The sequence below is a fragment of the Bacillus sp. LBA3-1-1.1 genome (assembly GCF_040676495.1).
Classification (GTDB): Bacteria; Bacillota; Bacilli; order Bacillales; family Bacillaceae_G; genus Bacillus_A; species Bacillus_A nitratireducens.
Window position 1 is genome coordinate 238,075 of the sequence record NZ_JBEGIB010000024.1, and the last position, 14,816, is coordinate 252,890.

The following is a 14,816-nucleotide window of genomic DNA, read 5'->3' on the forward strand; positions in this document are numbered from 1 at the left end:
TGACTACTTATACTTTTTCCCTCTTCATATTACAGCATATTTTTTTAGAAATAGAAACATACTTATTTTAGGAAATCTACATACCATCTATTAATGTTTAAAAGACCATCGGTGATTTTTGTCCAATGGTCTTTTTTACTCTTTATATACAAATGAAAAATTTATTTATGATACGGTTCACCGCGATTAATACGAAATGCTCTATATACTTGCTCAAGCAATACTAAACGCATTAATTGATGTGGTAGTGTCATCTTTGAGAACGAAAGAGATTCATTTGAACGCTTCATTACTTCAGAACTAAGCCCCAGTGACCCACCAATTACAAATGTGATTTTGCTCTTTCCATATGTAGCAAGGCGATCTATACTTGCTGCAAATTCTTCTGATGATTTTTGTTTTCCTTCTATTGCTAATGCAATAACGTGCGTATCATCAGAAATTTTATCCAGTATACGTATACCTTCTTTTTCTTTTACAATTAACATTTCTGCTGCACTTAAATTTTCTGGTGCCTTTTCATCTGGCAATTCAATTACTTCTACTTTTGCGTAAGAAGATAATCGTTTTAAGTATTCTGCTATACCTTGTTTTAAGTATTTTTCTTTTAATTTTCCGATTGAAATAATCGAGATATTCACATCTATTCCCCACCTTACAAACACGTTATCCACAGCACTTATCCACATATCCACAAATGTTACCCACATATTGTGTGAGAATCTGTGTTCGACACAACATATGTCGCCTCATTTTGACAAAATTCACATGTTTTTTTCTCTTCTTCAGAGTTATCCACATTGTTAATAACCGGTGCAACTTCACACTCATCCACAATGATATCTAATGCTAATTCAACATGTTCTAAACAACAAGGTAAATTCATATTCTTCACCTCACTTTTCTACAATAGAAAACAGGAGGTAGGCCCTCCTGTTTTTAATACTTTTGAATGCCTAATTTCACCGTTGTTGTCGCTCTTTTTGTACCACGATAAAATGTAAGAGTCATTTTATCATTAATTTTTTTATTATATAAGGCCGTGCGGAACCCAATAATATCGTGCACCGCTTTTCCATCTACCGCCACAATAACATCATGTTCTCTAAGACCCGCATCCGTACCTGGAGAAGGACTTTTCACATCTAAAACACAGACTCCTTCTGTTATTTTACCTGGTAATTGTAACGTTTTTGACCAATAGTAACTCGGAATCTCATTTAATGATCTTAGTTCAATCCCAACGTAAGGTCTTCTTACTTTACCGTACTTTTCTAGTTCATTCATAATAGGAACAGCTCTCGTAACTGGAATAGCTAGTCCAATTCCTTCTACTTCTTTTGCTGCAATTTTCATTGAGTTAATACCTATTAATTGTCCAGATACATTTACAAGCGCTCCACCACTATTACCTGGATTAATTGCCGCATCTGTTTGCAATACTTCTACTTGCCAATCGTAATGCCCATCTTGATCTAAATCTACAGGAACAATACGCTCATTAGCCGAAATAATACCTTGTGTGACAGTTCCGGAAAATTGTAGCCCAAGTGGATTTCCAATCGCAATAACTGGTTCTCCTCTACGAACGGTATTAGAATCGCCAATTTCAATCACTTTCTTCACATGCTTCGCATCTATCTCTAGTACCGCCAAGTCTGTGACTACATCGGTTCCTAATACTTTACCTGGAATTTTCTTACCGTCGCTTAAGCTCACTTCAATACGATTCGCCCCAGCAACAACGTGGTTATTCGTTACAATATACGCATGCCCATCTGTTCTCTTATAAATCACACCAGAGCCTGTACCAGCTTCCGAATCAGCCTCTGAAAAATCATCTCGTTGAATATTAATAACACCAACAACAGCCTCCGAAGCACGATCAACAGCGTCTACAAAGCTAACTTGTTTAACAGACACATTTCCGCTTTGAGCTTCGGCCATATTTTTTTCACTTGCTTCAACTTGCGGAAGCTTACCTTCATGATTTGAAAATAAAGGCGCTCCAAATGCAAATAATGAAGCCCCTACAATTGTTCCCGCTATACTAGAAATAACAATACCTTTATGTTTCTTTTTCCCTGCACGTTTAATACGATATTTTTCTTCATCAATAAAGGACATATTTGTTCACCTATCTTCCTGAAAACAACTATATTCACCTTTATTGTTTACTAAAATGAAGAATTATACGTATTGAATTTTCGTAGGCATTTTTGGATCTGTATCATGTATTTCAAAGGATTCTCCAACCCCAAAACCTTTTTCTTCTAATACTTGTGATACAGACATACGCGCTAATTCTTTCATGTTATTATCTAAGCTTAAATGCGCTAAATAAATGTGTTTTGTATCGTCTGTAATAACATCTGCCATCGCTAATGCAGCATCCTCATTACAAACGTGACCTACATCACTTAATATGCGTCGTTTAATACTCCATGGATATCGTCCCATACGAAGCATTTCCACATCATGATTGCTTTCAAATACAAAAGCATTCGCTCCCTTAATAACACCTTTCATACGGTCACTTACGTAGCCCGTATCTGTAATAAGAGCTAACTTTCTATTATTGTTATGAAAAGCATAAAACATCGGTTCTGCCGCATCATGAGAAACACCAAATGATTCAACTTCAATATCTCCAAATGTTTTCACGTCTCCTACTGAGAAAATGAATTTTTGATCAGTTGGGATATTACCTATTAAATGTTCCATTGCATTCCATGTTTTCTCGTTCGCATAAACAGGTAAATCATATTTACGCGCCAATACACCTAATCCTTTAATGTGGTCACTATGCTCATGTGTTACAAGAATACCTGATATGTCATTTATATTCAGTTCAGCTTGCTTAAATAAGGCCTCTGTAGCTTTACCACTTAAACCTGCATCGACGAGCAATTTTTTTTCATCTGTTCCTACATATAGCATATTCCCTGTACTTCCACTTGCAAGTACACTAAAGTGCATACTCATTCTTTCTCACTCCATTATGTTCTTCCGGCACTTGAGTTTCCCCTAATTCCATAACTTGTCCTTCAATTGCATTCACAAAATAGTCCTTTTTCTGCTCTGTCTTTAAGTTCCACGTTGGAGCAAGCACTTGTATATTAGAAGAAGATTCAGCTAGAGTCGCATATCCAATCTGCGCCTCTTTCACGTGCGTATTTTCTGCAATTTTATTTTTTACATATATATTTTCTAAAGCTGTTTGAGCAGTGATAATTTCTTGTTCTTTCGTTTTTTCACTTTCGCCCATTTCCTTCAAATCCGTTAACATTGTTTGTGTATACGAAACAAGCTCATTTTTTTCATTCAAATCTACAACAATCATTGCATGATTGTTGTAGAAAATCGGCTTATCCTTATACTTTTGAAAGAAATAAATTTTTGAATCTTTCATTGCCCCAAACTCGTATTTCTGCCCATCAAGCACGTAGTTTTTTAAGAAATCATTATACTTGTCCTTTGATAACGATTTTGCATTTAAAAATGGTTCTTTCAACTTACTTTCTATCTTATATTCTTCTTTCAGATGCACTGTTTGATTTTTTAAAGACTGCACATCTTCTTCCTTAAAGCTTTTATTTTTCGCCATAATAAACGACTCTTTTTTCGGCTCTTTAGGAAAACTCCCCATAGTAATTTTAGACTCTTTTAATTGTTGATCAATTTTTGTTTCTGTCACAAGTTCCAATTGATTACTATCTTGCTTTTGAATGAACTGAAAGATAAGAAAGAGATCTAAAACAAAAAAGGTCACAATAAATATGGTTTTAATTCGATCCCAATCCATTTAGTCCCCCCTCACTCCATTCAAATATTTTTTGCTTACCATTTTCTTCACATTTTACATACCATATTGGCTTTAAAATAATGTTTTTTCCTTCGTTAATGGAATCTTCCAATGATAACTTATAACCAATTCCAACATCCTGAATTGAATTTTTATCAATTTGCGGATTATTCTCTAATGATGTCATCACTGTACGACCCGATGCAAGAGAAGTTGTTAGTTGTTTACTAGGTAATTTGAAACTTGGATCAAAAAAGGATCTTTCATACTGCATGATTTCACCTGAACCCCATGCTTGCTTTAATTCCGCCATTCCATCGCTATTAAATACAGGCAACCCATCCTCATAAAAACGGAAGGACGTTTTCCCTTTATTAATATAATCAAAACGATAGAGTTTTAACGCACCACTATGCCCACTTACAAAGTCAAAACTTTTTTGTAAAAGTGCTGCATTATCCATAGATTCATCACTATGTACAGCGGAGTTTTTGTATTTCAACATTGCATTTGACTGATCAATTTCCATAGAACGTATACCATCTGTAAATGTTTTCTTTGATTTCTCAGAAATAGGGCTTAAATAACGTGGATCACTAAATAATGCATTTTTAAATGTATCCTCATCTAACCTAGATCCAAAATACTCTACCTCACTTAATTCCGTAATTCCATCTGGTAAGTAAAGTTTTTTTCTATCACTTATTTGATATTCAAAATACGGTTTCGCTACTGTTATAAGTTGATTTTGAGCATTTATAACATCCTTTACGTAAACACCACTCAATTTTGCTTCATATATTTTACGATAAGGATAAGTATCATAGGAAACAAAACTAATTTTAATTTCTTGGTCCTTACTTCTAGAAGGATCAATTATAATACGATTGAAACTCCTATTACCTTCTATGTTTTTATCTTTAAAATTAAACATACTTTTAATCGTACCCAGTGGAATGTTTGTAGGAAAAACAAATTCGATTTTTTCCTCTCCATGTACATACGAAAGAAAATCACCTTTAGGAACTGTCCCTGTTATTTCCTTTAAATCATGTAACTCTCCATTTTCAAGAATTCTATAAATTAAATCCACATTACTCTTGTTTTCACTCACATAATGATTTTTCTCTTTATGAACGATGACAGAGGATGGGCGAACAACCTCCGAAAGTTTTATTGGATTTATCTCTTCATTACCTTGAACAAATTTTGCATTTTGTATCGAAGTAGAATCGGGAACATATGTCCATAAGTTAAAAGTAAGAAATAGGCTAATAACAACTAAATTAATTAAAACTATTGTTTTAAAGTTTTCCATACTCATTCCCAATCGTCCTCTTCATCAGTTGCCATTGGCAGTGTGAAATAAATAGTTGTTCCTTTTCCTTCCTCACTTTTCGCCCAAATTGAGCCGCCGTGTGCCTCAATCATTTCTTTCGCAATGGCTAATCCAAGACCTGTACCACCCATTTGTCTTGAGCGAGCTTTATCTACACGGTAAAAACGTTCAAATATTTTATCTACATTTTCCTTCGGGATACCCATTCCTTGATCACTCACACTAATTTCTAATAACTCACCACGGTCACGCAGGCGATATGTTACTGTGCCACCTTCTGGCGAATATTTTAATGCATTGGAAATAATGTTATATAACACTTGTGTAATTTTGTCTGTATCCATATCAATAAATCGAGATTTTTTAGAGAAAGATCGTTTGAAGCTTACATTTTGCTCTTTAGACATTTCAAAGCGATCGATAACGTTATTAAAGAAATCAGTAAAGTCGACCCATTCCTTCATTAAGCGATGTTCTGTACTATCTAGTTTAGATAGTTGTAACAACGCATTTACAAGTCTAATCATTCTTTCTGTTTCTTCTTGTGTAACCGTTAAAAATTGCGGTGCGATATTTGGATCTTGCCATGCACCATCCGTAAGTGCTTCTAAGTAACTGCGCATTGTTGTTAACGGTGTTCTCAGCTCATGAGATACGTTTGCAACAAACTCACGACGCTCTTGCTCTATACGCTCCTGCTCCGTTACATCATATAATACAGCAATTAAACCATTTGCCTTCCCTGTTTCTTTTTGAATGACAGAGAAACTAGCACGTAAAATATATGGTTCATTCCTCGTACTAAAATCTAATAAAACTGAATCAGGTTCTTCATATAAATGATCCAGCGTAAATTCTTCTTGTATCCCTAACACTTCTAATACAGATTGATCTAATGCCGTTTCACGCGAAACATTTAACATTTTTTCCGCAGGATCATTTAATAAAATGATGTCACCTTTTCGATCAGTAGCAATTACTCCATCTGTCATATGTGATAAAACAGATGATAGTTTGCGCCTTTCACTCTCTGTTGAAGAGCGGGCTTGTTGTAATTTTTTTGATAAATTATTGAAAGATAATGCTAGTTGTCCAATTTCATCATGGCTATGCACTTTTACTTTTCTCGAATAATTTCCTTTTGCCATTTCAATTGCTTGTCTCCGCATATCTGAAATTGGTCTTGTAATTGTTTGAGCCAACAAAATCCCAAGTACAGCTGTTACTAGTAAAGCAATTACTGTCCCCGTCGCGAAAATTTGGTTTATATCTTTCATTTGTTTATACACATCTTCCATAGATGCAACAATACGAATGACGCCAAGTACCTCTCCTTCTTGCTCTTTTAGAATAGGAGTAATCATCACTTGAACCCGATGACCTGTTTTCACGTCTTTCTCAACCTTTGACTCTGGTTTTTTTTGTACCATTACCCGTTGTACAGCTGTGTCTGCTGACGTTCGTCCTACTTTATTTTGCTTAGACGCGTCTGAAATTGCCATTAATTTTTTAGTAGAATCAATTACGCTTATTTCTTGAATATCTCTCTTACGATCCGATGCAAATTTTTGAATCGAATCATTAATAGCTTTATCTACTGATTCTCCTTTAGGACGTTCTTTTACAAACTCTTGCTTCAAGTTATAAGAAAGTAAATTTGTTTGCTGCGTTAAGGAATCTTGAAAACCTTTTACAAGGCTTTTTTCTAATTCCCTAACGAAATATACACCAATTACTTGCATTGCTATTAATATTAACAGCATATATATGAGCACAAATTTTAAATGAATAGATTGAAAAAAACCAACTTTCTTCATATACTATTCCTGTTCTGGGTCACGCAAGTAATACCCTACCCCGCGTCTAGTTACAATTAAAGTAGGATGACTTGGATTATCTTCAATTTTTTCGCGCAAACGACGTACTGTTACATCTACCGTACGTACATCTCCAAAATAATCATAACCCCAAACTGTTTGTAATAAATGTTCACGAGTCATAACTTGACCTAAATGCTTCGCTAAATAATGTAGTAATTCAAATTCACGATGTGTAAGCTCAATGCTTTCTTCACGCTTCGTTACACTATAAGCGTTCGAATTGATAACGATTGGTCCAATAACCATTTCAGTATTTTCTTCTTTCTCTGCAGCACCACCCTGCTGATGGCGACGTAAATTCGCTTTCACACGAGCAAGTAACTCCCTCGTACTAAATGGCTTCGTTACATAATCATCCGCCCCAAGCTCAAGTCCTAATACTTTATCAATTTCAGAGTCTTTTGCTGTAAGCATAATAATTGGCATTTCTGAGCTTTTACGTATTTCACGACATACCTCTAAGCCGTCTTTTCCCGGTAACATAATATCTAATAAAACCATATCTGGCTGTTCTTCATTTGCTTTTTCAATCGCCTCATCACCATCATGCGCCATTACAATTTCAAAACCTTCTTTTTCTAGGTTGAACTTCAAAATATCTGCAATCGGTTTTTCATCATCAACTACTAAAATTTTCTTTCCCATCATCGTCTATTTCCTCCTTATAAAAATATGGTCAATAATCCCTAAACACATTGACGTTTATATAGTATGTCCCTATACCACCGCACCCTTTGTTTAAGTATTTTCTCCTCTATTCTCATAGACTCATGTATGATCCACTTTTTCACGGAATCCTATACGATCTATAGAAAAACCTCTAGCTTCAACTGCTAGAGGCTCCTCATTCTATTGTAAAATAACTACCCACTTTTGTAAAACTGGACAAAATAAAAAGGATATTAAGTGGGCCCACTTAATATCCTGAGAGTGGCTCGGGACGGAATCGAACCGCCGACACGAGGATTTTCAGTCCTCTGCTCTACCGACTGAGCTACCGAGCCAAAACTATATATAAAACCACTAATGGTGGTATAAACAAAAGTGGCGGTCCCGACCGGGGTCGAACCGGCGATCTCCTGCGTGACAGGCAGGCATGTTAACCACTACACCACGGGACCAAAAATGAACATAAAAAAACATGACCCGTACGGGATTCGAACCCGTGTTACCGCCGTGAAAGGGCGGTGTCTTAACCACTTGACCAACGGGCCACGAAAAATAAAATGGTGAGCCATGAAGGATTCGAACCTTCGACCCTCTGATTAAAAGTCAGATGCTCTACCAACTGAGCTAATGGCTCATACTCACCAACGTCATATTTTCGTGACGACAAGACATATCATAACATGTTATCTTTTATTTTTGCAATACCTTTTTTTATTTTTTTATAAAAGATAAGAAAAAACTCATGAGAGCATGAGTTTTTTCTTACAAAAATCAATTTCTTATATCAATTAAGCTTCGTATACATTACGAACGATATTTGTTTGATTACGATCTGGTCCAACTGAGAACATAGATAATTGGATTCCTGTTAATTCAGAAACACGCTCTACGTATTTTCTTGCATTTTCAGGAAGTTCATCTAATGATTTTACACCAGTAATATCTTCTTCCCAACCTGGAAGCTCTTCATATACAGGCTCACATTTCGCTAAGATGTTTAAGTTTGCTGGAACTTCATCGATAACTTCGCCATTGTATTTGTAAGCAACACATATTTTAAGAGTTGGAATACCTGTTAGAACGTCGATAGAATTTAATGATAAATCTGTTAAACCACTAACACGACGTGCATGTCTTACAACAACGCTATCGAACCAACCTACGCGGCGTGGACGACCAGTTGTCGTTCCATACTCACGACCAACTTCACGAATTTGGTGACCAATTTCATCATGAAGCTCAGTAGGGAATGGCCCATCACCTACACGACTTGTATATGCTTTACATACACCTACAACGCGAGTAACTTTCGCAGGACCAACTCCAGTTCCAACTGTTACACCACCAGCAATCGGGTTAGAAGATGTAACGAATGGGTACGTACCGTGGTCAATATCAAGCATAACACCTTGTGCACCTTCAAATAATACACGGTGATTGTTATCTAGCGCATCATTTAATACAACAGATGTGTCGCATACATATTGTGCGATTTGTTGTCCGTATTCGAAGTACTCTTCAAAGATTTCTTCTACGCTGAAACCTTCTGTATCGTACATTTTTTCAAACAAACGATTTTTTTCTACTAAATTGCGCTCAAGCTTCTCTTTAAATGCTTCACGGTCTAAAAGATCAGCCATACGGATACCGATACGAGCAGCTTTATCCATATATGCAGGACCGATACCTTTTTTCGTTGTACCGATTTTGTTATCACCTTTACTAGCTTCTTCTAACTCATCTTGTTTTAAGTGATAAGGTAAAATAACGTGCGCACGGTTACTTACACGTAAATTATCAGTACTTACACCACGATCGTGTAAGTATTTTAACTCTTCAAGTAATGCTTTCGGATCGACTACTAAGCCGTTTCCGATTACACAAATTTTCTCTTTATAGAAAATACCAGATGGAATTAAGTGTAATTTATATTTAACTCCGCCGAAAACAATTGTATGTCCCGCGTTATTTCCACCTTGATATCTTGCAACTACTTCCGCATGCTCAGAAAGAAAATCAGTGATTTTACCTTTTCCTTCGTCGCCCCATTGTGTTCCTACAACTACTACTGAAGACATTATTAAAGCACCTCCGCGATTTTCAAACGATCTATTCAAACAATATAATTGTACCAAAACCGAAAAAGAAGTCAACCAAAAAGCGAACATTTTTTTAATAAAATTCATTTTCGTTCGTAAGAATTATATTTTCACATTATGAAAGCCTTATCTTTCCTATATAAAAAAAGAAACACATCTTATTATAAGAAATGTGTTTCTTTTTTATACTGCCTTTATGCCCCATCTTCAAAGCGTCGTTCTAAGTTGACGAATTTATTAAATTCCTTAACAAATGCAAGCTCTACTGAACCTACGGGACCATTACGCTGCTTTGCAATAATAATTTCAATCGTATTTTTATTTTCCGTTTCACGGTCATAGTAATCTTCACGATACAAGAATGCTACAATATCAGCATCCTGCTCAATACTCCCCGATTCACGAATATCAGACATCATAGGGCGTTTATCTTGACGAGATTCAACGCCACGGGATAACTGTGAAAGGGCAATAACAGGAACTTGTAATTCACGCGCAATCCCTTTTAATGTACGCGAAATCTCAGATACTTCCTGCTGACGGTTCTCGCCCGACTTCCCACTTCCCTGAATAAGCTGTAAATAGTCAATTAATACCATCCCAAGACCTTGTTCCTGCTTTAATCTACGACATTTTGCTCGAATCTCATTTACCTTAATCCCTGGTGTATCATCAATATATATACCAGCATTAGAAAGGCTACCCATCGCCATTGTTAATTTTGCCCAATCATCAGAAGTTAATGAACCGGTACGAAGTCTTTGTGCATCAATATTTCCTTCTGCACAAAGCATACGCATAACAAGCTGATCAGAGCCCATCTCTAGACTGAAGATCGCTACATTTTCATCCGTTTTTGTCGCTACGTTTTGTGCGATATTTAATGAAAATGCAGTTTTTCCTACCGATGGACGCGCCGCCACGATGATTAAATCATTTCGCTGGAAACCTGCGGTCATCTTATCTAATTCAGTAAATCCAGTTGGTATTCCCGTAACTTCACCTTTTTGATTATGCAAAAGTTCGATTTTATCATAAGCATCTACAAGAACATCTTTAATGTTTTGGAATGCTTTTGCATTCGTTTGATGCGATACTTCTAATATTTTTTTCTCGGCCTCATTTAAAAGGCCGTCCACATCATCTTCTCTCTCGTATCCATCCGATACAATATGAGTCGCCGTTCGAATTAAACGACGTAAAAGCGCCTTTTCAGCGATGATGCGTGCATAATATTCTACGTTAGCAGCTGTTGGAACAACTTCTGCTAACTCTGCTAGGTAAGAAACCCCACCAACTTCTTCTAGTAATCCTTGATCAGCCATCGCTGATGTCATTATTACTAAGTCAATTGGTTCTCCCTTATCAGACAACCCAAGCATGACTTCAAAAATCTTTTGATGTTTCGTTCGATAGAATGAGTCAGGTACCAATAACTCCGATGCTGAAGTTAACGCATCTTGATCAATCAATATGGCACCTAAAACAGCCTGCTCAGCTTCTATATTATGCGGAGGGGTACGATCAGCCATTACATCACTCATGCGCAATCCTCCTTGCTTAATTTATTTTTATTGTTCACTAACATGAACTTTTACTGTTGCTGTTACTTGCGGATGTAATTTCACAGTGACATTTGTATAACCTAATGCACGGATTGCATCGTCCATTTCAAATTTGCGCTTATCAAGTTTAATCTTGTGTGATTTTTGCATTACATCTACAATTTGTTTGCTTGTGATAGAACCAAATAAACGGCCACCTTCTCCAGATTTCGCCTTTACTTCTACAGTTAATTTCTCTAATGTTTCTTTCAGTTCTTTTGCATTCTCAACTTCTGCTGCTGCATCTTTTTCTTCTTTACGTTTTTGAGCTTCTAAAGTTTTCATACTGCTGTTTGTTGCTTCCGCAGCTAATCCTTGTTTTAATAAGAAATTATTTGCATAACCGTCTGGTACGTTTTTTATTTCTCCTTTTTTCCCTTTACCTTTTACGTCTTTTAGAAAAATTACTTTCATGATTGTGTGCCTCCCTGTAAATAGTCATCAATAACAAATTGAAGCTTCTCCTCAGCTTCATCTACTGTAACATTTTTCATTTGTGTGGCTGCATTTGTCAAATGCCCGCCACCTCCTAAATTCTCCATGATTAGCTGTACATTCAATTCACCTAAAGACCTACCGCTAATTCCAATGAAATTCTCTCCACGTTTCGCAATAACAAATGATGCAATGATACCTGTCATTGTCAATAACGTATCCGCTGATTGCGCAATAAGCACCTGATCATAATAATCATCACTATCAACTTTAGCAATCGCAATTCCATTTTTATAAATGTACGCATTTTTAATGGCTTTTGCAACTCGTAAATACTGATTCATGTCTTCTTTTAAAAGTTCTTGTACAAGTACAGTGTCTGCACCATGCGAGCGTAAATAAGAAGCTGCATCAAATGTGCGAGCGCCTGTACGGAATGTAAAACTTTTCGTATCAACAATAATACCAGCTAACAATGCCGTTGCTTCTAACATTGTCATCTTTAAATTTTTCGGTTGATACTCAAGTAATTCTGTAACAAGCTCTGCTGTTGAAGAAGCATACGGTTCCATATAAACAAGCAATGGATCTTCAATGAAATCTTCCCCGCGGCGATGATGGTCAATAACCACTACATTTTCAATCTTATGTAACAGTTTTTCCTCCATCACCATCGAAGGTTTATGCGTGTCAACAACAACAAGTAATGAATCATCATTTGCAAATTCCATCGCTTGCCCTGGTGTAATAAAGTGTGACCATAACTCTTCATTTTGTTTCACTTTATCCATCAAACGTTTGATTCCTTTATCCGAATCATTTTCGTCTAATACAATATATCCTTTGCGCTCATTTAATTGAGCTACCTTTAAAATACCAATCGCTGCACCAATCGCATCCATATCAGGAGCTCTATGCCCCATTATAATGACATTACTGCTTTCTAATACTAAATCCTTTAACGCATGCGAAATAACTCTAGCACGTACACGAGTACGCTTTTCGACCGGATTCGTCTTACCGCCGTAAAACTTAACTTTACCCGTTGCTTGTTTAATAGCTACTTGGTCTCCTCCTCGTCCTAACGCAAGGTCTAAACCAGATTGAGCCATCGCTCCAAGCTCCGATAAAGGTAAATCACCTGAGCCAACACCAACACTTAATGTAAGTGGTATATTCCTTTTGGATGTTTCTTCACGCACTTGATCCAAAATACTAAATTTCCCTTTCTCCATTTGTGCTAAAATACTTTCGTTTAGTACAACGAAGAATCTTTCTGAAGATGCACGTTTCAAATATGCACCATACTTAACAGCCCATTCATTTAGACGCGACGTGACAAGGCTTGTTATATTCGTACGTAATTGATCATCTAATCCTTGTGTAACTTCATCATAATTATCTAAATAAATAACAGCTAAAACCGTACGCTGATCCTCATACATTTTTTCAATCTCTGTTTGCTCAGTTACATCAAAAAAATAAATTAGTTTTTCTTCTTTCCTTACAAACACACGAAACTTCCGATTATTTAATGATACTATATCATCAGAAGTCTCTCCTTTAATAAAAAGGAGTAATGTTTCTGATACATCGTACAGATGCCACCCAGCTAATGCGTGTTGTCCCAAACATGAAGACAAGTAAGGATTTGCCCAATCAATCCCATAATCCTTATTGTATAACAATATACCAATTGGCATCTGATTGAATGCTTCGTTACTCACCTTTTTTACCCTAGTAATCATATCTGTCGTATATTTTTCAAAGTTCCTTTGAAAAGTAAGTTCAAATCGTATAACTAAAAGGAAAACGATGCTAAAAATAAAAAAGGCGGCTATCCCCATAATTAAGTGAAAATAACAAAGGATCGAGATTAGCACCAACACAAAAAATGCCAATACGTAAACAGGATATAAAAACCACTGTTTCTTATAAAATTCAGGCATGTATACAACTCCTATAACGTAAAACCAACTAAATTTCTAGTTAGTTAAACAGATTAAACACCTTAAAATAGCATAAAAATGCTATTTTATCCCTTTGTTTTTCATTGCATTTTAGAACGCAATGAAATCCCTAAATCAATTATACCTAAGATTGTCACAAGAGGAAACAGCATTGGAATAAACATACATACAATAAAACTAATAATAGGAACGCCTTTTGTAAAACCTTTTTTGTGTGCTAAAAAGGTGATAAACGTTAACCCTTGCAATACAAGCAGCAAAGCAAAGATTACATATAGGTTAGAAAATACCATATGTAAATATGATGTTGGTTCAACTTTCATGAAAGTTGATAACAAAATAAATATGACGTAATACCAGACAATACTCTTTGGCAATTGTATATCTTTAAATTTCGGCCAAGGTGCCGCGTCGTACTTTAACTTTCTCAAAACACTACCTGATATTATCACTGTAATCCAAGAAAAACATACAGCAACTAGCACAAGTATACTTGGAAATAAGGTTTGTAATATATCATTCATTTGTGCAAATAACTCTTTTTGTTCTTTACTAACTGGCATACCAGCCGCATTTGCTATTTTTTCACTTTGCGCCATGCTTTCACTAAACATATTTTGCATTTGCTTCATTAAATCTATGTTAAAAAACTTTATACTTCCCACATAAATGAGCATCAGACCAATTAAATATACAAGTGTTCCAGCTATCAATATCTCCACTGGTTTTTTCCCTTTTTTATACATATATCCTAATACAACACCTATTAACCCAAACATCACTGTCTTTATGAGACTAATCGGTTGACTCACGATAACTGTAACAAAAAGCGCCGCTACAAAAATTACGAGCACATTAGATAGTTTATGTCTTACTGTTAATAATATAAATGGCAACGGCAACGCAAATATTGCAACTGTGCCTAAAATCGGAACATACATAGATATAAGCAATAAAATTGAATATATTGCTAATAACGCTGCACCCTCAGTAATAAATTTCGTACTTTTCATCA

At 35.9% G+C, this 14,816-nt stretch carries 13 protein-coding genes and 4 tRNA genes; all 17 read right to left on the reverse strand.

Features of this window, described 5'->3' with window-relative positions:
• Positions 1 to 161: 161 nt before the first annotated feature.
• The 17 genes from rlmH to MRBLBA3_RS19970 all read right to left on the reverse strand — a co-directional run bounded on the left by rlmH (position 162) and on the right by MRBLBA3_RS19970 (position 14,814).
• Positions 162 to 641, reverse strand: a complete 480-nt coding sequence (gene rlmH / locus MRBLBA3_RS19890) for a 23S rRNA (pseudouridine(1915)-N(3))-methyltransferase RlmH (protein ID WP_002123590.1) — start codon at positions 639 to 641, stop codon at positions 162 to 164.
• A 59-nt stretch (positions 642 to 700) separates the two neighbouring features.
• Positions 701 to 886: a CxxH/CxxC protein gene (locus MRBLBA3_RS19895; protein ID WP_001052825.1), complete on the reverse strand. Its 186-nt coding sequence runs from the start codon at positions 884 to 886 to the stop codon at positions 701 to 703.
• Between the two features lie 53 nt (positions 887 to 939).
• Positions 940 to 2,127 (reverse strand): S1C family serine protease, encoded by a 1,188-nt coding sequence (locus MRBLBA3_RS19900; RefSeq protein WP_363383154.1) that lies wholly within the window; start codon positions 2,125 to 2,127, stop codon positions 940 to 942.
• 63 nt (positions 2,128 to 2,190) lie between these two features.
• Positions 2,191 to 2,985, reverse strand: coding sequence for an MBL fold metallo-hydrolase (locus MRBLBA3_RS19905; RefSeq protein WP_002191365.1), 795 nt, complete (start codon positions 2,983 to 2,985; stop codon positions 2,191 to 2,193).
• Complete coding sequence (locus tag MRBLBA3_RS19910) at positions 2,969 to 3,805, reverse strand: two-component system regulatory protein YycI (protein ID WP_363383158.1); 837 nt, start codon at positions 3,803 to 3,805, stop codon at positions 2,969 to 2,971. The genes MRBLBA3_RS19905 and MRBLBA3_RS19910 overlap by 17 nt, the downstream gene beginning before the upstream one ends.
• Positions 3,786 to 5,129, reverse strand: a complete 1,344-nt coding sequence (locus tag MRBLBA3_RS19915; protein ID WP_363383161.1) for a YycH family regulatory protein — start codon at positions 5,127 to 5,129, stop codon at positions 3,786 to 3,788. The genes MRBLBA3_RS19910 and MRBLBA3_RS19915 overlap by 20 nt, the downstream gene beginning before the upstream one ends.
• A complete protein-coding gene (walK, locus tag MRBLBA3_RS19920) occupies positions 5,126 to 6,961 on the reverse strand; it encodes a cell wall metabolism sensor histidine kinase WalK (RefSeq protein WP_363383164.1) in 1,836 nt (611 codons plus the stop codon). Before walK ends, MRBLBA3_RS19915 begins: the two co-directional genes overlap by 4 nt.
• Positions 6,962 to 6,964: 3 nt before the next feature.
• Positions 6,965 to 7,672 (reverse strand): cell wall metabolism DNA-binding response regulator WalR, encoded by a 708-nt coding sequence (walR, locus tag MRBLBA3_RS19925; protein ID WP_000971867.1) that lies wholly within the window; start codon positions 7,670 to 7,672, stop codon positions 6,965 to 6,967.
• A 283-nt stretch (positions 7,673 to 7,955) separates the two neighbouring features.
• Positions 7,956 to 8,028 (reverse strand) — tRNA-Phe (locus MRBLBA3_RS19930).
• 41 nt (positions 8,029 to 8,069) lie between these two features.
• A tRNA-Asp gene (locus MRBLBA3_RS19935) sits at positions 8,070 to 8,145 on the reverse strand.
• A 21-nt stretch (positions 8,146 to 8,166) separates the two neighbouring features.
• A tRNA-Glu gene (locus MRBLBA3_RS19940) sits at positions 8,167 to 8,238 on the reverse strand.
• 13 nt (positions 8,239 to 8,251) lie between these two features.
• Positions 8,252 to 8,327: transfer RNA gene (locus MRBLBA3_RS19945), tRNA-Lys, on the reverse strand.
• 154 nt (positions 8,328 to 8,481) lie between these two features.
• Positions 8,482 to 9,771, reverse strand: coding sequence for an adenylosuccinate synthase (locus MRBLBA3_RS19950; protein ID WP_000100227.1), 1,290 nt, complete (start codon positions 9,769 to 9,771; stop codon positions 8,482 to 8,484).
• Between the two features lie 215 nt (positions 9,772 to 9,986).
• Positions 9,987 to 11,336 carry a replicative DNA helicase gene (gene dnaB / locus MRBLBA3_RS19955; protein ID WP_001286241.1) on the reverse strand — a complete coding sequence of 450 codons (1,350 nt, stop codon included), beginning with the start codon at positions 11,334 to 11,336 and terminating at the stop codon, positions 9,987 to 9,989.
• Between the two features lie 27 nt (positions 11,337 to 11,363).
• Positions 11,364 to 11,810, reverse strand: a complete 447-nt coding sequence (gene rplI, locus MRBLBA3_RS19960) for a 50S ribosomal protein L9 (RefSeq protein WP_000864226.1) — start codon at positions 11,808 to 11,810, stop codon at positions 11,364 to 11,366.
• Positions 11,807 to 13,780 (reverse strand): DHH family phosphoesterase, encoded by a 1,974-nt coding sequence (locus MRBLBA3_RS19965; RefSeq protein ID WP_001113913.1) that lies wholly within the window; start codon positions 13,778 to 13,780, stop codon positions 11,807 to 11,809. Before MRBLBA3_RS19965 ends, rplI begins: the two co-directional genes overlap by 4 nt.
• 101 nt (positions 13,781 to 13,881) lie before the next feature.
• Positions 13,882 to 14,814 carry a YybS family protein gene (locus MRBLBA3_RS19970; RefSeq protein ID WP_363383202.1) on the reverse strand — a complete coding sequence of 311 codons (933 nt, stop codon included), beginning with the start codon at positions 14,812 to 14,814 and terminating at the stop codon, positions 13,882 to 13,884.
• Between the last annotated feature and the right edge of the window lie 2 nt (positions 14,815 to 14,816).

Bases quoted from the DNA above. Each gene is read 5' to 3' on its own strand.
- MRBLBA3_RS19910 (WP_363383158.1), bottom strand. From the start codon at position 3,805: ATGGATTGGGATCGAATTAAAACCATATTTATTGTGACCTTTTTTGTT.
- MRBLBA3_RS19895 (WP_001052825.1), bottom strand. From the start codon at position 886: ATGAATTTACCTTGTTGTTTAGAACATGTTGAATTAGCATTAGATATC.
- MRBLBA3_RS19965 (WP_001113913.1), bottom strand. From the start codon at position 13,780: ATGCCTGAATTTTATAAGAAACAGTGGTTTTTATATCCTGTTTACGTA.
- MRBLBA3_RS19915 (WP_363383161.1), bottom strand. From the start codon at position 5,129: ATGAGTATGGAAAACTTTAAAACAATAGTTTTAATTAATTTAGTTGTT.
- rplI (WP_000864226.1), bottom strand. From the start codon at position 11,810: ATGAAAGTAATTTTTCTAAAAGACGTAAAAGGTAAAGGGAAAAAAGGA.
- walR (WP_000971867.1), bottom strand. From the start codon at position 7,672: ATGATGGGAAAGAAAATTTTAGTAGTTGATGATGAAAAACCGATTGCA.
- dnaB (WP_001286241.1), bottom strand. From the start codon at position 11,336: ATGAGTGATGTAATGGCTGATCGTACCCCTCCGCATAATATAGAAGCT.
- walK (WP_363383164.1), bottom strand. From the start codon at position 6,961: ATGAAGAAAGTTGGTTTTTTTCAATCTATTCATTTAAAATTTGTGCTC.
- MRBLBA3_RS19970 (WP_363383202.1), bottom strand. From the start codon at position 14,814: ATGAAAAGTACGAAATTTATTACTGAGGGTGCAGCGTTATTAGCAATA.
- MRBLBA3_RS19900 (WP_363383154.1), bottom strand. From the start codon at position 2,127: ATGTCCTTTATTGATGAAGAAAAATATCGTATTAAACGTGCAGGGAAA.
- MRBLBA3_RS19950 (WP_000100227.1), bottom strand. From the start codon at position 9,771: ATGTCTTCAGTAGTAGTTGTAGGAACACAATGGGGCGACGAAGGAAAA.
- MRBLBA3_RS19905 (WP_002191365.1), bottom strand. From the start codon at position 2,985: ATGAGTATGCACTTTAGTGTACTTGCAAGTGGAAGTACAGGGAATATG.